Raw genomic sequence first — 23,469 nt, forward strand, 5'->3', positions numbered from 1 at the left:
TCAGACGACTTCACCATAAAGCGTGCGTTCGAGCGCGGTGACTTCCGCAGCAAAGCGGCGGTATTCCGCGTGCTTGAGGGCGAGAAGGACGTGGTGCAACCGCTCGCCGAGGGCTTCTTTCAGGAAGGTGGAGCGGGCGGCCGTCTCGATGGCGCTGCGCCAGTCCGGCGGCAATTCGTCGCCGGCATTGTCGGCATAGGCGGTGGTCTCGGGGCCGGGATCGGCCTGATCGAGCATGCCCTTGCGCATGCCGGCAAGCACGGTCGCGCCGACGAGATAGGGGTTGGAGTCGATGCCGGCGGCGCGTTGCTCCAGATGGCGGCCGGTGGGTGAACCGGCCGGGATACGGACCGCCACGCTGCGGTTGTTCGTACCCCAGGTCGGTGTCGTCGGCGCGTAGCTCTGGGCGGAGAAGCGCCGCCAGGAATTGAAGTGCGGTGCGAAGACGAGCATGGATTCATGCATCGTTTCGAGCAGGCCGGCGACTGCGTGTTTCAGGAGGGGCGAAAGGGCGTCGCCCGCATCGGCGAAGCGGTTTCTCCCCTCAGCGTCGGCGAGGCTCGCATGCACATGCATGCCGGAGCCGGCACGCCCGGCGAAGGGTTTTGCCATGAAGCAGGCCATCATGCCGTGCCTTACCGCAAGGCCGCGTAGCAGACGCTTCAGCATGGTTAGATCGTCGGCGGCCCGCAGAGCGGCACCATGGCGCAGCGTCAGCTCGAACTGGCCCTGGGCGTATTCCGAGATCATCGTCTCGACGGGCAGGCCTTGCGCCTCCGCGCCGCGATAGACGGCATGGATGAAGGGCTCCAGCCGGTCCAGTTCGGTGACGCCATAGACCTGGATACCATCGGGCCGTTCGCCGGAAAGCGGCAGGCGGAGTGGTTGGAAGTTCCCATCGGCCGTGCGTTCGCGATCGAGCAGATAGAATTCCAGCTCATAGGCAAGCACCGGGTGGAAGCCGTCGGCCTCAAGAAGCTTCACTTGCCGCGCCAGCGCATGGCGCGGGTCGGCCGCCATCGGTGTGCCGTCGAGCTCGAAAAGCGCAAGACGCAGCTCACCGCGCGGCGGCGAGGTCCAGGGCAGGGGAACCAGCGAGCCGGCGATGGGCCAGGCGCGGCGGTCGGCATCGCCATCCGACCAGACAAGCCCGGTTTCCTCCACATCCTCGCCTGTCACGTCGAGGCCGAGGATCGAGCCGGGCAGGTGCCGGCCGGAGCGGAAGATCGGCAACAGCTCGTGCCGCCGGATGATCTTTCCGCGGGCGATACCGTTGAGGTCGATCAGAACGAGGTCGAAGGCGGTGATCTCGGGATGGGCGGCGAGAAAGGCCTCGGCCTCCGCGATATCTGCGGCTTCCGGCGGGCGGCTGGAAAGGTCGCGGCTCACGCGGCGGCCCTCCGTTCGGCAAGGCGGCCGGTGACGGTCGCGAATGCTTCCACGAGGCCGCCGGCCTGCTGTTCGGAAAGGGCGGGGCTGACGAGCACCATATTGTGGAAGGGCGTCAGGAGATAACCGAGGTTGAGCATGGAAAGGTGCAAGGCTGCCTCGATGGTGTCGGATGCGGCCGCCCGCGCCTCCGCGGCGTTGCGCACGGCGACGGGCGAGAAGACGACTTCAAGTCGTGCGCCGACGCGCGAGACCGTCCAGTCGAGACCGGCGGCGGCGATGGCCGCCTTGAAGCCGGCTTCGATCCGGTCGGCGCGCGCCTGCATGATGCGATAGGCCTCTTCGGTCATGACATGTTCGAGGCAGGCGCGCAGGCAGGCAAGCTGCAGGGCGCTGCCCGAAAGGGTCGTGCCGATGCCGGAATGGCCGTGGCCGCTCTGCTCGCGGCGGATGACGTGCAGCTTGTCGGAAATCGCCTGGGTCATGCCCCAGACGCTGACCGGCACTCCGCCGCCGATCGGCTTGCCCATCACCATGAGGTCGGGCTCGAGGCCGTGTACCTTGCTGTAGCCGCCGAGACCGGTGGAGATGGTGTGCGTCTCGTCGATGAGCAGCAGCGTGCCGGCGTCGCGTGTCAGGCGCCGCAGTGCGGCATGGAAGCCGGGAGCTGGCGGGATCATGCCGCAGTTCGTCATCACGGGTTCTGCGAGCACGCAGGCGATGTCGTTTCCTGCGAGCGCCCGTTCCAGCGCCGCCTCGTCGTTGAAGGGGATGGAAACAGTGAGTTCGCCGAGATCGCGCACCTGCCCGAGCAGGTTGCGGCGGGAAATGGTCTTGCCGTCGACGAGGTCCACCAGCGTGTCGTCCACCGCGCCATGGTAGCAGCCGTCGAAGACGAGGAGCTTTGCCCGGCCGGTGACGGCGCGGGCGACGCGGATGGCGAAGCGGTTGGCATCGCTGGCTGTGGCGCCGAGCTGCCAGCGCGGCAGGCCGAAACGCTCCACCAGCAGGCGGCCGACCGCAGCGGCATCGGACGAGGGCAGCATGGTGGTGAGACCGCGCGTGCCGGCGTTCTTCAGGGCTTCGAGAACGGGGGCGGGGCCATGGCCGAACATGGCGCCGGTATCGCCGAGGCAGACGTCGACGATGCGGTTGCCATCGAGATCGACGAGTTCGGCGCCGCTGGCCTCATCGACGACGAGGGGAAAGGGCGTCGGCCAGTCGAGCATCCAGTGCTGCGGCACACCGTCGAAGAAGCCCGAGGTCGCCTCGTCATGCGCCGCCGCCGACCGGGGCCGCCGCGCGCGAAAAACCTCTGCTTCTGCCTCGATAAGCGCGCGGGCGCGCGCCTCCAGGTTCGCCCTCTCCATCCCGTTCTCCAGCAAGTCCTCAAAAAATGTGATCACATATTGGTTGATGTGATTTCAAGTGTCAAACGGCAAGATGACGGAGATCGGAAGGTTCCACGTATTTGGGGTGCCGGACCGCTGCGCATCTTCAACGAACCGGTCAGAGGGCGCTGACGATGCGCAGCCAGTCATGTACCGAGGCGGTAGCCTGCTTTTCGGCGGAACCGAGGGCGAGCGGCCCGCGATCGCCCATCTCGCGCACCTCGCTGGGGCTCATGCCGAACTGGTGGCGGAAGGCGCGCGAAAAGGCGGACATGTCAGAAAAGCCGCAGGCATAGGCGATCTCGCCGACCGTGCGCTTGCGTTCGTCCGCCAGCATGTCGAAGGCCGCGCGCAGGCGGCGGGTGCGGATATGATCGGTAACGCCGCCGATCGGCTCGAACAACCGGTAGAGCGATGCGCGCGACAGGCCGAACATCTTGCACAGATGTTCCGGCCCGAGATCCGGCAGGGCGAGGTGGTGCTCGATATACCGCCGGATTTCCATGATGACGGCGCCACGCACCGTTGGGGAGGGCAGGCTTCGCTCAGCAACCTGTGGCCCGACGAGAGTGGTGACGAGATTGGCCGTGGCGGTGACGATGGCTGGCGCCTCGGTCGGCGTGATATCCGTGAGGTCGGCGAACAGGGCGCGCAGGTGGCTGCCGATCAACCGTGCGGTGCTGGTCGAACGCTTCAGGAGGAGGCCGTGCAGGGCCTCGTTCTGTCCCTCCTTGCCGAAAAGTAGATGACGCGGCAGCACGAGGGTGAGGTTGCGGCAGTGCTGGGTCTCGGACTGCATGGGGCGCGACAGGTCGAAAAGCGATATGTCGCCCGCCTCCACCAGCATCGTTTCGCCATTGACCGTGCGCAGGTCGCTGCCGTCGAGCGTCACCTGTACGAAGATGAGGTCGAGGCCGCTGCGGGCGATGCGGCTGGGATCGCGCGAGAAACGATAGGTCGTGCCGAGCATTTCGGCCGCGAAGAACAGGGCAGGCCCCATGAAATAGGTGGCAAGGCTGGCGCGGAAATCACCAAGCTGCTCCGGCGTCGCCATGGTCGTGCGGAAGATGGGATCGAGCGTTTCGGCAAAGAGCTGGCTTTCCCGGCGGCAATCCGCGCCGGCTTCGGCAAGGACGGAGTTGGAAGGCAGCTTTGCGGCGGGACTCATTGTCTCTCACGACGGTTCGATGATGGGTGGTCTTGCCTATCAAGAGGCAGGGACGGGCGAAGGTTCCCGGAAATTCGCCGTCGTACCGGTTTCGCCGGCTTGGCACGGTGTCTCATTCTTTTGGCCCCCCGTCTCATAATGCCGATTGGGCTTAGTAATACAATTGACAGTTTCACCGGGCTGCAACCCCATGGAAAATAAAGGGTCCATTTCGGGCCCGCGATGTCGCGACAATCAGAACAAAAGGGCGCATCGCTCCGGATTGGGGTATAGGTATGGATCAGGTTTCCTTTGCCGACAGTGCGCTGGTTTTCCAGGTGCCGCCGTTCGAATTCTTGAATGCGCCCGGTTTTGCGGCCGCACGGGACCGGCTCGTTGCCGGCAAGCTCGCGCTCTATGAGGGCAATCATCTCTTCAACCGGCTCATCCTGGAAGAGGGGCGCTTTCTTTGTTACCTCGCCGCGCTCTCTCTGCATGCAGGACAGGACATGACGCAATCGTCCACCTGGCTGACGCTCGGGCGGCTCCAGCGTGAGGTCACGGAGCTTGGTGTGGCGAGCCGCAACCGGGTCGAGGCCCAGGTTTCCTGTCTGCGCAAATACGGTTTTCTCGCGCAGCAGCCCCACGCATCGGACCGACGCGTGCGCCTGCTTGTGCCGAGCGCGGCGCTGCTCGCCCGCGATGCCGGCATTCTCGGGCTGCTTGTCTCCGGCCTGTCGGATCTCGGGCTCTCGCCGACGGTGGGGCGCAACGGGCCGCTTTCGCCGGAACTGCACCGCGCCATGCGCCGGGCGACCCTGCCGCATCTGCCGGGCCTCAGCCGGATCATCCGCCGCCACCTGCCGCTTGCCCCCTTCTTTGCCCATGATTGCGGCTACATGATCCTGCTGCTTCTGCTGCGGGACGGGCGCGACGGCGGCGACGGCCTCGTTACCTCCGGCTACCAGAGGCTCGCCACGCAGACGGGCGTATCGCGCACCCATGTCCGCCGGATCGTCGAGGCGGCGTGTGACGCCGGCCTCCTGACCACCACCGCGCGCGGCGGCCACGACATCCGCCTGACGCCGGCCATGTGGCATGCGGCAGATCGCTGGTTCGCGGACAAGTTCGCCCTTACGGATCTTCTGCTGCGCGAGGCGGTGCAGGGGCGGACCGGGAAAAGCGACAGCCAGGACACCACCTCGCCGTAACGCAGACAATCGGAACGGCCATCCGTACGCGTCCGCGGTTTTCCGCTTCGCTCACCTATGCCGGTTGGCAGCCGCTTGCGGCTCCCTCTCCGTGTGCATCACCCGCGGCCGTCCACAACGAGATCGACCTTCGTCACAAGGCCTTCCGGCGGGAGCTTTCCTTTCCAGGCGATTCTTGGGGCAGGCACCTTGATTCCGAAATGGGGCGAGTACCAGCCGCCATCGCCGGGAGCACCCCCGCTGGCGCATTCCACCTGCCCGGCCTGCGAAAAGGACAGTGTCGCGAGTCGCTGCGCCTTATGAAAGATGCGGATCGCGCCGGCCTCGATCTCTGCGCGGCAGTCGGGTGCCAGCTGGAAAACGACCTCCGCCGACTGATCGGGGTTGCCGACCAGCGTGTCGTGGATCGAAAAGCCGGAAGGATCGGAAGACACCGTTCTGCGGTGGATGCACCCGAAGCGCTTCTCGTATCCGTCATGGGAGGCGACGATGCGCCAGTCTTTCCCGTCCGCTACGCTGTCGAGCCGGCTTGAGGCCTTGTGCGACCAGTTGAACGCGCCCGACATGATGCTCTGGTCGGTATCGCCAAGCGTCAGCGTGTTGTGGGCGCGCGTGCTGCGGAACCACTCGCGCCAGGGGCCGCCGGAGTGATAGAGATAGGTGCCGGCATCGACGAACAGGGGGATGCCGTCAATGGTGGCGATCACGGAAAGTGCATCCGCATGGCCATGGGCCGCGATGGAGAGATAGCCGAGGGGCGCATGATCCATGACGATATGCACGTCGCGGTCGTTTTGCCGCTTTCTGACGATCGTGTAGCCGCCGTCCGCAAAGGTCATCAGGCCGGAGGGTGGCGGCGTACCGGTGGCGGGCGACCGCAGCAGGGCGTCGCGCAGTTCGTTTTCCTTCGGCCGCGGCCCCGCGGACGGCGTGCCGAGATAACCGGAAATGGCGGCGGAGACCGAGGCCGCATAGGCCGCTTCATGCCGGGACAAAGTGAGGACGCGTCCCTCGTCATCGTCGCAGATGCCGGGAACCTTGCCCTCGGCATCGGAAAGCCAGGCGATGAAGGTCGAAAAGACGTGAAGCCGTGCGTCGACCCCGGCCGGGAGGGGACGGCCCGCCGTGCGCGCGGCAGAGCAGCAGAGAAGCAGGAACTCGGCGGTGAAGGCGCCGTAGGTCGGCGACTGTTCGGCCCCCACGCCGTCGGCGAGGATCTGCTTGTTCGCCTCTTGCGCAAGGATCTTCCGCCCCTTGGCTTCGAGCCCGGCTGACAGGGGAAGGTCCGGCATGGCGAGCGAGATCAGGAACTCGCCGGCCACCTCGGCGATGAGGTGATTGTTGGCCGAGGAGAAACGTGACGGATAGCGAGCCATCCAGACCTGATGCGCGTGGAGGATGGTCCGGATCTTTTCGACCGTTCCGGTCGAGAGCCGGTCGCCGCAGAGGCTGGTGACGACGAGCAGGCTGATGGCGCGAAGCCCGAGCTCGATGCCGCTGTTCCAGCACAGACCGCGAAATGGCGGATTGGCCGCATACCAGCTTTCAAGCGCCGCCTCGATGGTCGCGATCGCTGCAGGATTGCCGGTCAGTGCCGCGTCGGCAGCCAACGGCTGCAGAAACTGCAGCCTGTTGTATTCCCAGACATATTTGATGTCGCCCAGCGTGCGCTCGTGGCGATAGGGAATGTCGAAGCAATAGGCCTCGCTCCCTGGCCAGAGGCCACCGGTGACGGGGTCGAGCCGCCAGGCCTCCGCCGGAAACGGGTTTTGCGGGTCGCGCAGCGGCCAGTCGGCTCCGAGTGCGCTGTAGTGCCCGGAAAGCACGGTGCTGCTTGCAGCCAGTATCTCCGCCTTCATGTCGTCGGATGCGGCAGCGACATTGGCCGCCAGTCCCGGCAACACCGGTGAAGGACCGGGGGTGCGATAACGCTCCCAGCCCTCGATACGGCCGCGCGCGGCCAACTTCTTGCCCTTCTCGACAAAGCGATGGGCGATTTCGGCGGGCCCCATGGCGCGCAGCCGATTCATGTACCAGGTGAGGGACATCGCTAGCTCCCGCAGGTGCCGGTGGCCGAAGCCGGTTCAAAGAGGAATGAGAGTGCAGGAGGCAGGCCCGTCTCCGACGAGGCTATCGGGAGCCCCGTCGTCGGTGCGGTACGGCCGCTATGGCCGCACATTCTTGTAGGCTGCGATCAGCTTCGGGATCTCGTAGCTCCAGGCCATCTGCGTTTCGACACGGTGGCGGCCGAAGGCACCCATCTCCGCGCGAAGCGCAGGATCGGCCAGAAGTTCGGCGAGCTTGTCGGCGAAATCGATCGGGTCGTTGGGCTTGGCATAGAGCGAGGCTTCACGGGCGCTGAAGCGGCCTTCCGTGACGTCGAACTGGACGATCGGCTTGCCGACGGCCATGTATTCGAGGATCTTGTTCATCGTCGACTTGTCGTTCATCGGGTTTACCCGATCAGGATTGACGCAGACATCCGCGGTCGACAGCACTTCGAAGAGGGTCTGGTCGGGCGCCCGCCCAGTAAAGGTGACGTAGTCCTTCAGCCCCATTTTTTCCGAGAGCGCCTGCAGGGCCGCGAGGCTGGGGCCGCCGCCGACGAGCGTGAACTGGATGTCCTGTCGGCCGCGTTCGAAAACCAGGTGGCGGGCAGCCTCGAGCAGGAGGTCGATGCCCTCCTGATCACCCATGACGCCCACATAACCGATGAGGAAATCGCGGCCATTCTTCAGGTCCAGGTTGGGGGCGACGGCCTTCACGCGGCTGAGATCCGGCCCGCTGCGGACGACGAAGATGTCCTCGGGCTTCTTTCCGCCGCGCTCCAGCGCGATCTTCTTGTAGCTTTCGTTCGTGGAGATCACGGTATCGGCCGTCTTGAAGGTCAGCCATTCGAAAGCGCACATCAGACGCCAGAAGAAACCACGCTTGTTGAACTTGGCTTCATAGAGTTCCGGGTTGATGTCGTGATGATCGAAGATGTAGCGCTTGCCCAGCAGCTTGAACTGCCAGGCGATGAGAAAGATGAGGTCCGGCGGGTTGCAGCCGTGCAGCGTGTCGAAGCCGTGACGGAACAGGATCTTCCACGACAGCAACGTCTCCCAGGTAAGCGCTGCGCCATATTCCAGCAGATAACCGAGCGCTCCGCCGGCATCGAGCGGCAGGGGATGACGGTAGATGTGGATGCCGTCGAGCTGCTCGTAGCGCGCTGTATAGCCCTTGCCCGTCGGGCAGATGATCGCCACCTGCGCACCCGCGGCATGGAGGGTGCGCGCCTCCTGCCAGACACGCCGGTCGAAGGGGACGGGCAGGTTCTCGACGATGATGAGGATCTTGCGACCCTTCAGGGCGCCGGCGATCTCGGTATTGCCCGAGATGCTGGCCGTTTCGCTCGCTGAGAGAGTTGTGTCCATCGCGGCGGGCCTCACGAAAGCGCGTTCAGATTGATGATGTCGTCATATTTGCCGATGTCGAGCTTGCGATAGGTGTCGTTGGCAATGATGACGCGGTCATAGGCCGTGCCTTCCGCGACCTCCTTCGACACAAGCAGCTGTGCGAGTGTCGGGATCTGGGTATAGGCGTAGCCGAGGTTGGCGCCGACGAGCTTGTTCGCATCGATCGCCGGATCGAAGACGGAGAGTTTGTAGCCTTCGCGCAGAAGACCGCGGGCGAGATCGATGTTCGGGCTCTCACGCAGGTCGTCGGTGTGCGCCTTGAAGGCGAGGCCGACAAGGAGGATGGCGGCACCCGGCTTGAGGCCACGGGTCGAATGCTCGAAAAGGCGGTATTTGTGCGCTTCGTTCGAGCGCAGCAGGGAATCGACCAGGTGTGTATGCGCGCCGCAATCGGCAGCGATGAACTGCATGGCACGCACGTCCTTGGGCAGGCACGAGCCGCCGAAGGCGCCGCCCGGGCGCATGTAGTAGGGGGAGATGTTGAGCTTGGTGTCGGAGACGAAAATCTCGTGTACCTTCTTGGCGCTGAGCCCCAGCTGCATGCAGATGCGGCCGACCTCGTTGGCATAGGCCACTTTCAGGGCATGCCACGTATTGTCGACGAATTTGGTGATTTCGGATTCGCCCAGGTGAACATAGAAGGTCGGCGCCTTCAGGTTCTTGTTCAGGAGATCCATGCGGGCGCTCGGCTTGCCGTCGACGGTGCCGATGACGATCTTCGGCGGGTCGAAATAGTCCTGTACGGCGGAGGATTCACGCAGGAATTCCGGATTGTAGACGAGTTCGACACTGCGCTCGAAGGCGCTGCCGAGTTCCGAGGCAAGGATCGGCGCGATCAGGCCTTCGACGGTGCCCGGACGTATGGTCGAGCGATAGACGACGGTCAGCGGCGAGGTCCGGTTCTTTCCGATTGCGGCCGCGATCTGGCGGGTCACCTCGGCGATATAGGTCATGTTGTGCGCGCCGTCGGGTGCGCTCGGCGTGCCGACGCAGACGATGGCGATGTCGCAGTCCTCGAGATGGTGCTTGATCTCCGTGTGCGCGGAGATACGGCCGGCCTTCAAGCCCTCCGTCAAAAGTTCGTCGACGCCCGGTTCCGTGATCGGCGAGACGCCGCGGTTGATCTGGTTGACCTTCTTTTCGCTGATATCGAAGCCGATGACCTCATGGCCCTCTTTTGCAATGCAGCACATGGCAGTGAAACCCACATAGCCGAGGCCGAAAATCGCGACTTTCATTCAACAGTCCCCAATTCGTAGTCTAGAAAAACCGGCGCCGTTTCCGGCGTTGCAACTTACCCTACGGCAACATCCTAACTATTTCCTGCGTACGCACGCCGCCGTTATCGCAGCCACCTGTAGCAGCCATTCGTTTCGTATTGGTTTGAGTTGCTCTCACAAATTGCTTTTACTGGCGCTTTTTTCTGCGCCTGCCCAAATCGGCACAATGCATCGTTTCGCCCGCTCGCGTTGGATACGGCAGGGCGAGCTGATCGTGCGGTTTCTGAAAGCCTAGCTGGTGGACGCTGCGGCGGCGAGAAGGATCGCCAGGACGATATGCGTCAGGTGGTGCAGTGTCTGGTCCATGCCGAAAAGCCACCAGAAACCGGTCTGCTGCGGCGTGAGCTTCGCGCGCCGGGCGGCGTGGCTCTTCAGGCGGTCGATCGTGCCATGGACGAGGGCATCGACAAGGCCGAGCCAGGCGAGCGCCGGTGAAACGACGAGAAAGAGCAGGGCGGTGATGGTGCCATGTACGCCGGCATGGATGGCGAGCGGAAGCACCCAGTCCTTGCAACGCTCCTTGCCCATCACCATCCATTTCGTCTGGAAGATGAAATCGCCCAGCAGGTGCTTTGCGAGAAACGCCACCAGGGCAATGGCGATCCATGCGGTGGAGATCTGGTCCGGTATGTCGATCATTCCGCTCCTGTCTGCCGGCCCTTGCAGCCGGCAGGCCCTAGATTTGTTTTCGCGGCTCTTCGAAGGGCGAAAGACTGTCGCGGCCTGCCCCGCATCTGCCGGTGCAGGCCGCTGCAAGCCGTCGCCGGGATGACCTAGCGGCCACCTGCCTCGATGATACCCTTCGTCAGGCTGCCTGTCGCCGGGTAGAGCGGGATCAGGCAGGCCTGGAGCGCATGATAGATGTCTCCCTTGCCGGCGAACAGGGTGTAGCTCGGCACGAGATCTTCCGTCAGTTCTTCATGCCAGCCGCCGCGCTCCTGATCAAGGAAGTGTCGCGCGATGGTGTCCCAGATCGTGCGATACCAGGTCTCGTGGAAATCGCTCGGCATATGCTCTGCAAGGAACGCCGCCGCGCCGGCGCCTTCGGCCATCGGCCACCAGAGCTTGTTGCGCTTGGCCGGTTCGTCGTTCCAGTCGAGCGTGTAGAAAAAGCCGCCCTTTTCCTTGTCCCAGCCGAGTGCGATCGACTGGGCGAAGAGCGCTTGGGCCGCTTCGGGCATCCAGGCGTGTTTCTTGCCGCCGAGCACGTAGAGTTGCAGGATGAGGCGCGCCCATTCCAGCCAGTGACCGGGCGTGGTGCCGGAGGGGCGGAACATCTCGTTGCCACGATAGTCCTTGTCCAGCACCCAGTTCTCGTCGAAGTGCTCGGCCACGCGGAAGCCGTTTTCGCCCGCAAGGCGGCGGATGATCAAATCGGCGATGCGCTCTGCCTTGTCCAGATAGCCCGTCTCGCCGGTCGCCTCGAAGGCGGCCATCAGGGCTTCCGTCAGGTGCATGTTGGAATTCTGGCCACGATAGCCGGGGATCGTGGTCCAGTCCGCCTCGTACTCTTCGGTGATCGCGCCGTGCTTGTCTTCCCAGAAGCGCTTTTCCAGAACGTCGGTCACGTCGGCGATCATGCGGTCGGCGTCCGGGTGTCCGGCAACCTTGGCGCTGGAAGCGGCAAGCAGCACGAAGGCGTGGCCATACCCCTGCTTGCTGGCATCGAGCAGGCCGGCATTGTCGAGCGACCAGTGGTAACCGCCGCGCTCGTGGTCGCGGTGCTTTTCCCAAAGGTATTTCATGCCGTGGTCGACAATGGCATCGGAGCCGGGGCGGCCGAGCAGGCTGCCGATGGAAAAGCAATGTACCATGCGGGCCGTGGAGTGAATGCCGCGCACGGGATTGCCGGGGTTGAGCGGGCGGCCCTCGGCATCAAGTTCATGAAACCCGCCGAGCGGGTTGAAAGCCCTGTTCTGGAAGAAATCGAAGAGACGGTTCGCTTCGCGCCAAAGCCATTGGCGATGATACTCGCGCTTGCTCCAAGCCGTGCCGAGATGTCCCGTTGCACCCATGATGCGTTCTCCTTTTTTATCGGTCCGCATTGTTGTTTACCGTGTCGGTGCCGTCGGGAGCGCGGGGGAAAACGACCGTGGCGTGGCGTTCACGCACGGCCCGCAACGCTCGCAATGACGGTTGGCCTCCGGACAGGTGGGAGGGGAGTTATGGCCCAGAACGGACCGGGTCGCAACCCGCTCTGCCCGTGCTTCACTCGCCCGGCAACGTGCCGCTCGATGTGATCCGTCGGCGGCGACATGAGCCGAAATGCGCGAAAGGACCGCCGATTGGCCGGCCCCGTGGGGAATTATGAACGGCGAATTTATCAGTGTGGCGAAATTGAGAAAAAATACCCTACCAATCTTATAGGGATAATATATAAATTACTCCCAGAGAGCGGGCGGGCATTCGTGCTCGCCTTGGAGAAGACCGGGAATCCGGCCTCCGCAAGCAAGGGATGTTGGCGAATGAGAAATGCGAAACTCGGCGGCCGTTCCACCTATGGAGCCCTCACCGCCGTGAGCGACCGCAGGACGCGCCGCGCCGAGCGGCAGTTTCTTGTCAACAACATCGCCGTGGCCGGTGCTTTCCTGTTCGTCGGCGCAGTGGTTTTCGGCCTCGTCGGCTGATTTCCGATTTTCCTGTCGCAAAGCAGGGGAGAACTTGGGGGTGGCCCCGCTCCCTGTTTTCTACGTATCCGGTCCTCTTCGCATGGGATGAGGCCGTCGAACCATTCGGCCTGTGAGGGCGGCAGCCCCTCCCGGCATTTTGGATGCGATATGGCCGACGCCGGATCTTCGCTGCACGCACCGATCGAAGCTGGTTTTGACGCGCATGGTCGATCCCCCGCACCTTCTTCCATCCTGACAGTTCTCACCGCCTGAAGCCCGTTGGCGTATCCGATAGAGGACCAATGACGGCCGAGCTTCATTGAGCAGGCCGATTGTGGAGTCGCGCTCTACGTGCGCTTTAACGAAATCCTAGTGGCGAAATGTTAACAGCAACCATGACTTCGTCCGGACGTATGAAATGGGGAGAAAGACATGCTTCAGCGCGCCCATGATGGCCGCGTCATCCATGTCCTGGTGGCGACACCGGCTGGGACTACGGGGCAGGGCGGCATCGACAGGGTTATGGCTTCGCTGAAGCGTGAACTCGAGCAGCACACCCGGAGCGATGTGCGGGTGCGCTTTCTTGCCAGCCGGGGCAGCGGCCATGTCGCCTTCTCTGCTTTGCATGCCCTGAATTTCTGCGCGAGAATGCTCGCTGCCCGCTTTCGTGGCAAAGTCGATGTCGTGCACATCAACCTCGCCAGCCACGGCAGTACCTATCGCAAGCTTGTCATTTCCCGCTGGGCGGAGATGCTCGGCATCCCCTACGTGCTCCATCTTCACGGCGGCGGATATGCGAGTTTCTGGTCTGGGGCGAGTGCGTCGCTCAGCCGAAGGATCGGCACGATGTTCCGGCAGGCCAGCGGCGTCGTGGTGCTCGGGAAAATCTGGCGGGACTTCGTCCTCGGCAAGGTCCGCGAGGCGGAAGAGCGCGTGATCGTGGTGCCGAACGCCACCGAAATTCCCAGCCTCCCGCATATCGGGGGCGGTGATACGGTCCACATTCTGTTTCTCGGCAGGATCGAGAAGGACAAGGGAACGCCGGAACTGTGCGAAGCCCTCGGCCTGATGGCGGACATGCCGGGCTGGCGCGCGACCATTGCCGGTTCCGGCGATGTGGAGACGTTGCGCCACCGGCTGGGCCAGCTCGGCCTTTCCGCACGCGTGGCCGTTCCAGGTTGGCAGGGGCCGGACGATGTTGCACGGCTGCTTGCCGAGGCGGATATCCTGACGCTTCCCTCCTTCGTCGAAAATCAACCGATCTCGATCATCGAGGGCATGGCGGCGGGCCTTGCGGTCGTCGCAACGCCGGTGGGTGCCGTCGAGGATATCGTCAGCGACGGCGAGACCGGATTTCTCGTTCCCCCCGGCGACGTCGCGGCGCTCAAGGACGCGCTTGCGCGGCTGGTCGCAGAACCGGACCTGCGTCGGCGGATGGGGGAGGCAGGCAGAGAGCAGCACCGGGCGCGGCTGGACATGGCGCCCTTTGCCGATGCGCTATGTGCCATCTGGCGGGCCGCGGCCACAAGTCGGATGGAGAAACGATGAAACCCCTGGATGTTCTGCGCGGCCTGTACGTCCGAAGCCCACGCTTCGTGCGCAACGCCGCAAAGCCCCTCGTCGCCCTCGTGCCGACCAGCATGAAATTCGGCAAAACCTATGCTAGGGAACGCGCGCGGATCGCAAGGGCCGCAAGCGACCCGCATTTTGCACATGAGCAGCATTTGTCCGCGCTGCGCGCATTGCTTGCCAAGGCGCACCAAGGCAGCGCGTTCTATCGCGACCGTCTCGACGAGGCCCTGGGGCCGGCGTTCGATATGTCGACGTTTACGCTGGCGGACCTGCGGCGGTTGCCGATCCTCGACAAGGACCAGCTTCGGGCAGCCGGGGAAGCTGCGCTCGCCGTACCGCGGTGGCAGCTCGACAGCGTCGAAACCAGCGGCTCCAATCGCGCTGCTCCTCTTTCCTTCTTCCTCGACAAGGACAGAAGCCCGAGGGAGATGGCGTTCGTTTATGACGCCTGGTCGCGCGTCGGGTTTACCGAGCGGGATGCGCGGGCGAGCTTGCGCGGCTTTCACCTGGGGGACGGTGGTTCCGGCATTCATGAGTGGGATCCCGCCCTGCGGGAATTGAAGCTGGCAGTCTTCCCGATGACAGCGCAGGACGTAGCAGCCTATCTCGACGAGATCGACCGGCGGCAGATCCGTTTCCTCTATGGATATCCGTCCGCCATCGAACTCCTGTGCCGCCGCATGCAGCAGATCGAGCGGTGGCCCCGGCTTGCGATCAAGGGCATATTGCCGATCTCCGAGCCGCTCTATGATCACCAGCGCAGCCTGATCCGTCGCGTCCTTGGCGATGTGGCGTTTGGCGTTTTCTACGGCCTCAGTGAAAAGGTCGCGTTTGCCGCCGAAGTGCCGGGCAGCGATGGGCTTTACGAGTTCAATCCACTCTACGGCGTTGCGGAACTTGTCGACGAAAACGGCACTCCCGTCACGGAGCCGGGGCGCGAAGGGCGTGTCGTCGGGACCGGCTTCCTGTCCACCGGCATGCCGTTCATCCGCTATGACACCGGAGATTTCGGCACGCTTGTCGAAGCGCCAACGCCGGGCAATGGAGAGCGGTTGCGGATCCGCGGCCTTGCGCCCCGCCGCAAGCCGGGCTTCCTGATTTCGTTCGACGGTCACAGGGTGGTGGCGCTGGACCTGACGCCGGAAGATCCCGCCTTCTTCAAGGGGATTGCCGAATACCAGTTCTATCAGGATACGCCCGGCGACGTCGTCATCCGCTATATCCTCGATCAGAATGGATCGGCCTCGGATGTCGAGCGGTTGTCCGCTTTTCTGGCCGAAAAATGCAGGGGAAGCCTGGCTTTCCGGCAGGAGGCCGTTTCTCAGATCGTGGCGGGAAGAGGAGGCAAACGGGCGTTCATCGACCAGCGGCTGGATATAACGCAATATTGAAGGGGACGAGTCGGCAGCGGGCATCGTGGGGATACATTTTCCGACGGTGACGGATGCCCCGGCACCAACGCTTAAGGCGAAGGGAATGAGAATTGAAGCTTGGTGAAGACCAGCATAGACACGCGTCGATAAGGCATGCGAGCCCCCGTCATTCCCTGTCGAGCAGGCAAAAAATGGGCTGCGAGCCGTCAAGCCCTGTTTTTGCTCCGGATGCCCGCGTGGTTGGAGCTGCGGCGTGAGACCGATTGTTTTCGACCAGACGATCGGTTGGCTTCATCCTGCCGCAGGCAAACGCGGCGTCGTGATCGCCGGTGCGCTCGGTTTTGAGGACCTTTGCAGCCGGCGCTTTCTGACGCTGCTCGCCGGACAGCTGGCGGCTGCTGGATTCCCGGTCCTGCAGTTCGACTATCCCGGTTGCGGCGATGCGGCCGGTGATCACACACAGCCCGGGCGTCTGGCCTCCTGGATCGGAAGCATCAACACCGCGATAGACCGGTTGAAATCCGAGACATCGGTGACGGATGTTCTGGTCGTCGGCTTTCGGCTTGGCGCACTCCTCGCCCCCATCGCGGTCGCCGGCAGAAGCGATGTCGCCGGCATGGCACTGCTTGCGCCTCCCGCATCGGGGAAGAGCTATGTTCGTGAACTGGTCGGCCTTTCGCGGATCGTGGATGCGGCTTTGCGCGCGGATGCGTCGGCCTCTGACTTCGACGGTGTCGAGGCGTCCGGGTTCCGGACGAGTGCAGAGACGATCGCGGATCTGCGTGGTGTTGCCTGGGGCGAGGATCTGGCCGTTCGACCGGGCCTGGACCTGCTGCTGATGTCGCCCCAGACGGCCCCGGCGCACGAGGACCTGGCAGGGCGCGTGGTCGCAAGCGGAGGCAAGACGCTGATCAAGCCGTTCGATGGTTTCGAGCGCATGATGAGCCGGCCCATTCACGACGTGCCCGAATTGCCGCTTTCCGTCGTGGTGGAATGGGCAGGCAGCCGCGGAAATCTCTCGGACGGAGAAGAGGTTCGGCTTGTTTCGGAGCCAGCGGTCCTGGAAGGGGATGGATACCGGGAGCTTCCGCAATTTCTCGGCCCGGCGCCGGATATCTGTGGCGTCCTCTGCGTGCCGGAGACGCTTCCGAATGATGCGAAGGTCGTCCTCATTCTCAATGCCGGCGCAATACCCCATATCGGCGCGGCGCGCGGTGCGGTCGACATGGCCCGGTCTCTGGCGCGCCAGGGGATCGCTTCGATGCGTGTCGACCTGCCGGGGCTCGGCCAGAGCGGCGCTCCCACGGAAAAGAGAATCCCGCTCTACGATGAACGCACCCGCATCGACGTGATGCGCATCGTCGATTGGCTCGATCGGTACGGTTTCCGGCGCATTTGTGCCATCGGCATCTGCGCAGGCGCCTTTCAGGCGTTCCATGCCGCGCGGCACGATCCGCGTATCGCCAATCTCGTGATGGTCAATCCGCTCTGCTTTTCGTGGAACAGTTCTTACGCCCTGGACATGGAGCTGTCGAACATTCGCGACAATGCCCGCGGCCTGCAATCGGTGGATGGCGATCGGGACGAGCGGGCAGAGGGGAAGGGCGACGCGAAGACCATGGCGCTCAAAGTCGCAAAGCGTGCGCTGCGCTCCGCCATGGAGCTGTTCAAGTCCGCCCTCCTGATATCCAGGACCCTGACCGGCAGGTCGGTCGAAGGCTGGATGCGGGATCTGACACGGCGCGGAACGCGCGTGCTCGTCGTCAGTTGCGAGGGCGACCTCAGCCTTCACGAGATTGCGCGGCATTTCGGGCCGGACGGCCGGCGGTTGAAGCAGATGAACGGCACGGCAATCGCGCTCATCCCTGCGGCGAACCATACGCTTACGCCGCTTCCTGCCCGCCAGCAGCTTACCGAGCTTGTCAGGCAGTTCCTGTAGCGGCGTGGGTGCCCTCCAAACCTGCATTCCCTGCGATATTTGTATTATTTTTGTCGTTTTTGATTTCGCGCCAGATGCCCTTTGCGATTGCGATTGTCAGGCCGATGGCGGAGCCGGTTATTGTGCCGATGACGAGGAGGACGGCGAGGCTTGGGGGCCAGGATCGGTTCTGGGGCGGCAGGGCGGTCGAGATGACGCGGATGTTCGTGGTGTCGAGCTGGCCGCGCTCGTTCAGCTGCTGGGCGCGGGCGAGGAAGGCCTCGTAGACGGCGGCCTTGGACTGGGCGTCGCGCTCGAGCTCGCGCAGCTGGACGAGGGCCTCGTTGTCGGTGAAGACGGTGGCGCTCTGGCTGGAGGAGCGGGATGTCAGGGCGGCAAGGGCGGCCTGGGCGCGGTCGAGCCGTGCCTTTGCGGCGACACGCAGGCGGCCGCTTTCCGCCGCGATCTGGGTTTCGAGGGCCTTTGCCGCCGACTGCAGCCGGGCGATGACGGGATGGCGGGCGCCATAGATGATCGACTGCACGCCGAGCTGCTGCTGGGTCTGGGCATATTGCGTGCGCAGGGCGGCAAGCGTTGCGGTCTCCGGATTGTCGGCGCTGGCGAGGGTGGCGCGGCCGGAGACGAGCTCCTTGTAGGCGGCCTCCTCGGCGATCACCAGGCGCTGGGCCTCCAGGACCTGGGTGTTGAGCTGGTTCAGCGAGGTCTGGCTGGTCAGTTCGCCGGCCACGCTGGGCTGCAGCCCCTTCTCGCGCTTGTAGGTCTCGACCTGTTCCTCGGCCTTGTTGACGGCATCCTTGAGTTCGGAGAGGCGGTCCTCCAGGCCCGTGACCGAGCGGCTGGCGCCGTCCGATTCGGCCTTTGCCAGTTCCTTTCGGAAGGAGGCGATCATCGTCGCGGAGATGTCGATCGACTTGGCCGCGTCCTCGGTGGTCACGGCAAGGGAGGCGACGAAGGAACGCTGGTCGCTCTCCACCTTCACGCGCTTGCGCAGGTTGGCGACGGCGATCACGGTGGGGTCGCCGGTCGCGTCGGCCGGCACGAACTCGCGGTCCCGAACGAGGTCGAGATCCTTGACGACCTGGGAGAGCACGTTGCCCGAGCTCAGCACGCGCAGCTTGCTGGCGGCCGCGAGCATCTGCCCGTCGAGCTGGCCGGCACTGGCATAGAGATCCTCGCTGACCACCTTGAGGCCGGCGGGATCGACCAGCACCTCGGAGGTGGCGGTGAAGCGCGGCTTGACGAGGAACACGACGGAGGCGCCGGCAAGCGCGCCGATCAGGGCAAGGCCGGCGATGACGAGCCAGCCCTGCCGGATCCAGTCGTAGAGGTGCTGGACATCCAGCGCGAGGAAGGCGCCGCGCCGCTCGACGGCCGACGGATGGCGGCCGGGCATGGCGAGGGGAACCGATGACGATGTCGAGGCGGCCGTGGACGCTGCCTTTGCCGTCGCGGCGGACGACGTGGACGTGGACGTGGACGTCGATGCGGACGCCGGGGAGGATGCGGACGCGCGGTCGGACGGGACGAGCTGGTTCAGCAGGGAGCTGCCGCGCGAGGATGACCGTCCCATGCGGCCCCTCACGGCGCCGGAAGGGTACCTGTCGGATATGTTGCTCATTCCGTAAAGTCCTGTCTTGCTTCGCGCGCCGGTCGGCGTGCGCCATGCGGGGGGATCGATTCGCGCGCGTCCATCCTGCCGGCTGTTGGTAAATTTGCGGTTTACCATAATGGAGGCTGCGCCTGCCGCGGTCTCAGCCCGGCTCTTGCCGGACGCGGGCTCCCCTATCGGCCGAACCAGGTGCGCAGCATGCCGGGCAGGCGCACCAGGGCCAGGCTGGCATAGTGCGGGTCGAGCATGACGGGCCTGCCCATCTCCCTTGCAAGGCGCAGGGCCAGGCCGCCGTCGCACACGACGATGCTGGCGCAGATGGCGGCGGCCATACCGATCGTGCCGAAGGCGTAACCGAGCACGATGCAGCCGGTCACCATGACGACGAAGCTGTAGGTGAAGTAGCGCCGGACCAGCGTCTGGCGCTGCGTGACGAGGAAGTTGTTGCCGGCCAGGCTGAAGGCGGCGTTGACGGTCACGCCGGCACAGATCAGGAGCATCGGCCAATAGGCATCCTGGTAGGAGGGCGGGAAGAACAGGTCCAGCACCATGCGCCCGAACAGGAACAGGAAGATGAAGGCGGCGAGCGCCGGCGTGAAGGCAAGCCAGGAGCTCTGGGCGAGGAGCTGGCGGTAGGCCTCGCGGTCGGATCCGGCATGCAGTTTTGCGAACATGGGCGTGAAGGTGGTGGAGACGCCCTCGGTGAACAGCGAGGGCAGGATGCCGAAGCGGCGGGCCACGTCGAGGATGGCGGTTGCGGCAGGGCCGAGGAGGAAGAGGCTGAGATAGGCCGGCACGCGCTCGGCCGTTCCGCGGACCACGAGGGCCTGCCAGATCTGGAAGGCATCGCGCACGGTCTCGCGCCGCGCGGTCCCCGACAGGCGCGCGGCAAGGTCGATGCCGCAGCGAAAGCGCAGGACCGCCTGGAGGCCGGTGACGAGCCAGGCGGAGATGGCGTGCACGACGACGGTGATTTCCAGGCTGAGCTTGCCGTGCCAGGCCAGCAGGGAGAGGATGGACAGGGACAGGGCGTGGAGGCCGACCGCTTCGGGGAACTGCGACTGGAGGGGGCGTCCGAAGCCGCGCAGCTGCGCGCTGAGCAGGCCGTTCATCATGTAGGCGGGCGCGGCGAGCGACGTCGCGGCGACGACCAGCGGCGAGATCGGCCCCGTCCCTGTATCGACCGCCAGCCGGAAGAACAGGGCGGTGCAGGCCGCCACGAGCGCCCCGACGGCCATCACGGCCAGCATGGCGAAGTTCGAGATGGACTGCACCCGGGTGTTGTCGGCATCGGAGGAGAAGGTGGCGATGTCGCGCATCGACACCTGGTCGAAGCCCATGGGCCCGAGGCCGCGCGCCAGCCCCCAGAACACGTAGATGGCCGAGAAGATGCCGACCTCGGCCATGGGGATCGTGTTGGCCAGCAGCACGATGATCAGAGCCTGGAAGACGATGCCGACCACACGCAGCGCGATCACATAGAGCGAGATCAGTGAAAAGTGCATGGACACATCCAGGTTTGGCTCCGCGCCGTTCGATGCGAACCTGCACGACAACGGTTGGCGAACCCTTAAACCGCACTCGGCCAAACACCAGCGTCAGGAAAAGAAGGGCGATATGCGGAAACAGCTTTCCAAGCCCCGGGCAACACAGCTCGGAGGCCTGGACCTGTCGCCAGGCCTGCTACAGTCGTCGTGACGCCGGGCGGTCGAACGAACTACCCTGCTGCGCCACCTTCGAGCACGGGGATGGCACGATCGCGGCGAGGAAGAGTACGGCAAGCATCGGCCGGACAAGCAGTGCATTGCTGATTGCCGACCCACTGATGAACGCGACGAGGACCGCGGCCTGGAGGTTGTTTGCATGCCGCAGCGACCAGCCGAAGGTCAGCAGAATCACGAAGAGCCCGACAAGCCCCTGCTCGATGACGACATTGAGGAAGTCGTTGTGCGAATCCTTGGCCTCCCACCACCAGCTGGTGCTGAAGAACATGTCGGATCCGAGGCCGGTACCGAACAGCCACTGGCTGCTCGAACGCTCCGCGAGCATGCTGAAACGCTCTGCATAGGTCGACGTCCGGCCACTTGAAAACTCGACAAGGTCGAAATTGGGAATGAAGAGGAATACCAGGGCAAGAAGCACCAGGACGGAGGTTGCAAACCCCAGACCCACCGCGGAAGCAAACAGCCGATGGGTCGTGCGGCGACGTATGCCCTGAACGAGAAGGACCGCGGAGAAGACCAACAGCATCACCCAGGTGGTGCGGACCTGATAGGCAATGAAAAGGCCGAACAGGGGGAGACCCACCAGCCAGGCGGTCAACGCGCCGATTTCCCGTCGCAACCGCATCAGCACGACGCCGACAAGCGCCCCCGACACAATGTATGCGCTGGAGTGGATGGCATCCACGCCGGCAAACGGATAGGGTCGCAGAACACCGGCATAATCATACAAGCCGTACAAGGTTGTCGTCGCGACGGCCACGATCGAGACGGTAACGTAGATCGCGATTTTCGCCCCCGCCAGGATGGTTCCCTCATACCGCATGAAATAGACGAGCGCAGATATCCCCGTCATCACGCGCAGGATGGTGAGGGCATAATCGTTGAGCGGCGTGTTTATCGAAACCAGGAAGGTGTAGGTCACCAGCATCGAGCAGATCGAGAGAATGAGCGCGAAGCTTCTGATGTCCAGATAGACCATGCCTTGGCGAACGATGGGGAGGCAGGCGGCGAGGATCAGCCAAAGGCTGACGACCCCGGCAATGGCCACCTGGATCGGCTCGGGCATGGATTCGGCGAAAATCGAGTACAGACCGGCAGCGACGAAGACGAGGGTGTCGACGACCCAGCTCTGCCTGGTTGCCGTTGCGTCGGAATTCGCACCGAATGTGCCGATGTCTGTGACCATTGTCGATTCCGGTAAGAGTTTCTTCGGACTAGCAGGAATACATTAAGGGAATCTTGAACCGTTGGCCGGGCTCGGGCGGTATTTTCCTGACGCTGGTGTTTGGCCGAGTGTGGTTTAAGGGTTCGCCAACCGTTGTCGTGCAGGTTCGCATCGAACGGCGCGGAGCCAAACCTGGATGTGTCCATGCACTTTTCACTGATCTCGCTCTATGTGATCGCGCTGCGTGTGGTCGGCATCGTCTTCCAGGCTCTGATCATCGTGCTGCTGGCCAACACGATCCCCATGGCCGAGGTCGGCATCTTCTCGGCCATCTACGTGTTCTGGGGGCTGGCGCGCGGCCTCGGGCCCATGGGCTTCGACCAGGTGTCGATGCGCGACATCGCCACCTTCTCCTCCGATGCCGACAACACCCGGGTGCAGTCCATCTCGAACTTCGCCATGCTGGCCGTGATGGCCGTCGGGGCGCTCGTGGCGGCCTGCACCGCCCTGTTCTTCCGGCTGGCGGTCGATACAGGGACGGGGCCGATCTCGCCGCTGGTCGTCGCCGCGACGTCGCTCGCCGCGCCCGCCTACATGATGAACGGCCTGCTCAGCGCGCAGCTGCGCGGCTTCGGACGCCCCCTCCAGTCGCAGTTCCCCGAAGCGGTCGGCCTCCACGCCCTGTCCCTGTCCATCCTCTCCCTGCTGGCCTGGCACGGCAAGCTCAGCCTGGAAATCACCGTCGTCGTGCACGCCATCTCCGCCTGGCTCGTCACCGGCCTCCAGGCGGTCCTGCGCTTTCGCTGCGGCATCGACCTTGCCGCGCGCCTGTCGGGGACCGCGCGGCGCGAGACCGTGCGCGATGCCTTCCAGATCTGGCAGGCCCTCGTGGTCCGCGGAACGGCCGAGCGCGTGCCGGCCTATCTCAGCCTCTTCCTCCTCGGCCCTGCCGCAACCGCCATCCTCGACGTGGCCCGCCGCTTCGGCATCCTGCCCTCGCTGTTCACCGAGGGCGTCTCCACCACCTTCACGCCCATGTTCGCAAAACTGCATGCCGGATCCGACCGCGAGGCCTACCGCCAGCTCCTCGCCCAGAGCTCCTGGCTTGCCTTCACGCCGGCGCTCGCCGCCTTCATCTTCCTGTTCCTGTTCGGGCGCATGGTGCTGGACCTGTTCTTCCCGCCCTCCTACCAGGATGCCTATTGGCCGATGCTCCTGATCTGTGCCGGCGTGACCGTCAACGCCGCCTTCAGCCTGGCCGGCAACAACTTCCTCGTCACGCAGCGCCAGACGCTGGTCCGGCGCTACTTCACCTACAGCTTCGTCGTCATGGTGACCGGCTGCATCGTGCTCGGTTACGCCTTCGGCACGATCGGTATGGCCGCCGCCATCTGCGCCAGCATCGTCGTGTGCGACGGCGGCCTGGCCCTGCGCCTTGCAAGGGAGATGGGCAGGCCCGTCATGCTCGACCCGCACTATGCCAGCCTGGCCCTGGTGCGCCTGCCCGGCATGCTGCGCACCTGGTTCGGCCGATAGGGGAGCCCGCGTCCGGCAAGAGCCGGGCTGAGACCGCGGCAGGCGCAGCCTCCATTATGGTAAACC

The 23,469-nt window shown here is 64.4% G+C and carries 18 protein-coding genes; 7 read left to right on the plus strand and 11 right to left on the minus strand.

The annotated features are described in order from the left end of the window. The 3 genes from K0P03_RS28370 to K0P03_RS28380 form a co-directional block, all read right to left on the minus strand. Entirely contained in the window at window positions 1-1,389 is a 1,389-nt protein-coding gene (locus K0P03_RS28370; RefSeq protein ID WP_272791329.1) for a glutamine synthetase family protein, read from the minus strand. Continuing rightward, a complete protein-coding gene (locus K0P03_RS28375; RefSeq protein WP_272791330.1) occupies window positions 1,386-2,759 on the minus strand; it encodes a transaminase in 1,374 nt (457 codons plus the stop codon). Before K0P03_RS28375 ends, K0P03_RS28370 begins: the two co-directional genes overlap by 4 nt. 139 nt (window positions 2,760-2,898) lie before the next feature. Next, entirely contained in the window at window positions 2,899-3,948 is a 1,050-nt protein-coding gene (locus tag K0P03_RS28380; RefSeq protein WP_130514575.1) for a helix-turn-helix domain-containing protein, read from the minus strand. A 275-nt stretch (window positions 3,949-4,223) separates the two neighbouring features. On the opposite strand from K0P03_RS28380, the gene K0P03_RS28385 reads away from it, so the two are divergent. After that, window positions 4,224-5,138, plus strand: a complete 915-nt coding sequence (locus K0P03_RS28385; RefSeq protein ID WP_272791331.1) for a hypothetical protein — start codon at window positions 4,224-4,226, stop codon at window positions 5,136-5,138. A gap of 98 nt (window positions 5,139-5,236) precedes the next feature. Here K0P03_RS28385 and K0P03_RS28390 read toward each other — a convergent pair whose 3' ends face one another. From K0P03_RS28390 to K0P03_RS28410, 5 genes are all read right to left on the minus strand, one after another. Beyond that, window positions 5,237-7,186 (minus strand): heparinase II/III family protein, encoded by a 1,950-nt coding sequence (locus K0P03_RS28390; protein ID WP_272791332.1) that lies wholly within the window; start codon window positions 7,184-7,186, stop codon window positions 5,237-5,239. 117 nt (window positions 7,187-7,303) lie between these two features. After that, window positions 7,304-8,554, minus strand: a complete 1,251-nt coding sequence (locus tag K0P03_RS28395; RefSeq protein ID WP_050744948.1) for a glycosyltransferase family 4 protein — start codon at window positions 8,552-8,554, stop codon at window positions 7,304-7,306. 11 nt (window positions 8,555-8,565) lie between these two features. After that, window positions 8,566-9,834, minus strand: coding sequence for a nucleotide sugar dehydrogenase (locus K0P03_RS28400; RefSeq protein WP_023512484.1), 1,269 nt, complete (start codon window positions 9,832-9,834; stop codon window positions 8,566-8,568). 273 nt (window positions 9,835-10,107) lie between these two features. After that, window positions 10,108-10,515: a DUF3307 domain-containing protein gene (locus K0P03_RS28405; protein ID WP_023512483.1), complete on the minus strand. Its 408-nt coding sequence runs from the start codon at window positions 10,513-10,515 to the stop codon at window positions 10,108-10,110. Between the two features lie 134 nt (window positions 10,516-10,649). Then, window positions 10,650-11,891 (minus strand): AGE family epimerase/isomerase, encoded by a 1,242-nt coding sequence (locus K0P03_RS28410; protein WP_272791333.1) that lies wholly within the window; start codon window positions 11,889-11,891, stop codon window positions 10,650-10,652. A 450-nt stretch (window positions 11,892-12,341) separates the two neighbouring features. On the opposite strand from K0P03_RS28410, the gene K0P03_RS28415 reads away from it, so the two are divergent. The 4 genes from K0P03_RS28415 to K0P03_RS28430 all read left to right on the plus strand — a co-directional run bounded on the left by K0P03_RS28415 (window position 12,342) and on the right by K0P03_RS28430 (window position 17,369). Beyond that, complete coding sequence (locus tag K0P03_RS28415) at window positions 12,342-12,503, plus strand: hypothetical protein (protein WP_023512481.1); 162 nt, start codon at window positions 12,342-12,344, stop codon at window positions 12,501-12,503. Between the two features lie 414 nt (window positions 12,504-12,917). Next, window positions 12,918-14,033, plus strand: coding sequence for a glycosyltransferase family 4 protein (locus K0P03_RS28420; protein WP_050744950.1), 1,116 nt, complete (start codon window positions 12,918-12,920; stop codon window positions 14,031-14,033). After that, on the plus strand, window positions 14,030-15,448 hold the full coding sequence (locus K0P03_RS28425) for a phenylacetate--CoA ligase family protein (protein ID WP_272791334.1): 1,419 nt from the start codon (window positions 14,030-14,032) through the stop codon (window positions 15,446-15,448). The genes K0P03_RS28420 and K0P03_RS28425 overlap by 4 nt, the downstream gene beginning before the upstream one ends. Window positions 15,449-15,683: 235 nt before the next feature. Beyond that, the gene (locus K0P03_RS28430) at window positions 15,684-17,369 is read left to right on the plus strand and encodes an alpha/beta fold hydrolase (RefSeq protein ID WP_272791335.1); all 1,686 of its coding nucleotides are present in this window, start codon (window positions 15,684-15,686) and stop codon (window positions 17,367-17,369) included. Here the strand turns inward: K0P03_RS28430 and K0P03_RS28435 are convergent. Next, the gene (locus K0P03_RS28435; RefSeq protein ID WP_272791336.1) at window positions 17,353-18,762 is read right to left on the minus strand and encodes a GumC family protein; all 1,410 of its coding nucleotides are present in this window, start codon (window positions 18,760-18,762) and stop codon (window positions 17,353-17,355) included. The genes K0P03_RS28430 and K0P03_RS28435 overlap by 17 nt on opposite strands. Here K0P03_RS28435 and K0P03_RS28440 point away from each other — a divergent pair. Further along, complete coding sequence (locus K0P03_RS28440) at window positions 18,761-18,994, plus strand: hypothetical protein (protein ID WP_272791337.1); 234 nt, start codon at window positions 18,761-18,763, stop codon at window positions 18,992-18,994. The genes K0P03_RS28435 and K0P03_RS28440 overlap by 2 nt on opposite strands. Window positions 18,995-19,151: 157 nt before the next feature. Here the strand turns inward: K0P03_RS28440 and K0P03_RS28445 are convergent, their stop codons facing one another. Both K0P03_RS28445 and K0P03_RS28450 read right to left on the minus strand, forming a co-directional pair. After that, a complete protein-coding gene (locus K0P03_RS28445) occupies window positions 19,152-20,483 on the minus strand; it encodes a lipopolysaccharide biosynthesis protein (RefSeq protein ID WP_272791338.1) in 1,332 nt (443 codons plus the stop codon). Window positions 20,484-20,661: 178 nt separating this feature from the next. Continuing rightward, a complete protein-coding gene (locus K0P03_RS28450; protein WP_272791339.1) occupies window positions 20,662-21,888 on the minus strand; it encodes an O-antigen ligase family protein in 1,227 nt (408 codons plus the stop codon). Window positions 21,889-22,071: 183 nt separating this feature from the next. On the opposite strand from K0P03_RS28450, the gene K0P03_RS28455 reads away from it, so the two are divergent. After that, window positions 22,072-23,403 (plus strand): lipopolysaccharide biosynthesis protein, encoded by a 1,332-nt coding sequence (locus K0P03_RS28455; protein WP_272791338.1) that lies wholly within the window; start codon window positions 22,072-22,074, stop codon window positions 23,401-23,403. The last annotated feature ends 66 nt before the right edge of the window (window positions 23,404-23,469 follow it).

It is taken from the genome of Shinella sp. HY16 (assembly GCF_028534175.1).
GTDB lineage: Bacteria > Pseudomonadota > Alphaproteobacteria > Rhizobiales > Rhizobiaceae > Shinella.

Coding starts and splice junctions, on each gene's coding strand:
- K0P03_RS28375 (WP_272791330.1), bottom strand. CDS start 2,759: ATGGAGAGGGCGAACCTGGAGGCGCGCGCCCGCGCGCTTATCGAGGCA.
- K0P03_RS28380 (WP_130514575.1), bottom strand. CDS start 3,948: ATGAGTCCCGCCGCAAAGCTGCCTTCCAACTCCGTCCTTGCCGAAGCC.
- K0P03_RS28385 (WP_272791331.1), top strand. CDS start 4,224: ATGGATCAGGTTTCCTTTGCCGACAGTGCGCTGGTTTTCCAGGTGCCG.
- K0P03_RS28390 (WP_272791332.1), bottom strand. CDS start 7,186: ATGTCCCTCACCTGGTACATGAATCGGCTGCGCGCCATGGGGCCCGCC.
- K0P03_RS28395 (WP_050744948.1), bottom strand. CDS start 8,554: ATGGACACAACTCTCTCAGCGAGCGAAACGGCCAGCATCTCGGGCAAT.
- K0P03_RS28400 (WP_023512484.1), bottom strand. CDS start 9,834: ATGAAAGTCGCGATTTTCGGCCTCGGCTATGTGGGTTTCACTGCCATG.
- K0P03_RS28405 (WP_023512483.1), bottom strand. CDS start 10,515: ATGATCGACATACCGGACCAGATCTCCACCGCATGGATCGCCATTGCC.
- K0P03_RS28410 (WP_272791333.1), bottom strand. CDS start 11,891: ATGGGTGCAACGGGACATCTCGGCACGGCTTGGAGCAAGCGCGAGTAT.
- K0P03_RS28415 (WP_023512481.1), top strand. CDS start 12,342: ATGAGAAATGCGAAACTCGGCGGCCGTTCCACCTATGGAGCCCTCACC.
- K0P03_RS28420 (WP_050744950.1), top strand. CDS start 12,918: ATGCTTCAGCGCGCCCATGATGGCCGCGTCATCCATGTCCTGGTGGCG.
- K0P03_RS28425 (WP_272791334.1), top strand. CDS start 14,030: ATGAAACCCCTGGATGTTCTGCGCGGCCTGTACGTCCGAAGCCCACGC.
- K0P03_RS28440 (WP_272791337.1), top strand. CDS start 18,761: ATGGCGAGGGGAACCGATGACGATGTCGAGGCGGCCGTGGACGCTGCC.
- K0P03_RS28435 (WP_272791336.1), bottom strand. CDS start 18,762: ATGCCCGGCCGCCATCCGTCGGCCGTCGAGCGGCGCGGCGCCTTCCTC.
- K0P03_RS28445 (WP_272791338.1), bottom strand. CDS start 20,483: ATGCACTTTTCACTGATCTCGCTCTATGTGATCGCGCTGCGTGTGGTC.
- K0P03_RS28450 (WP_272791339.1), bottom strand. CDS start 21,888: ATGGTCACAGACATCGGCACATTCGGTGCGAATTCCGACGCAACGGCA.
- K0P03_RS28455 (WP_272791338.1), top strand. CDS start 22,072: ATGCACTTTTCACTGATCTCGCTCTATGTGATCGCGCTGCGTGTGGTC.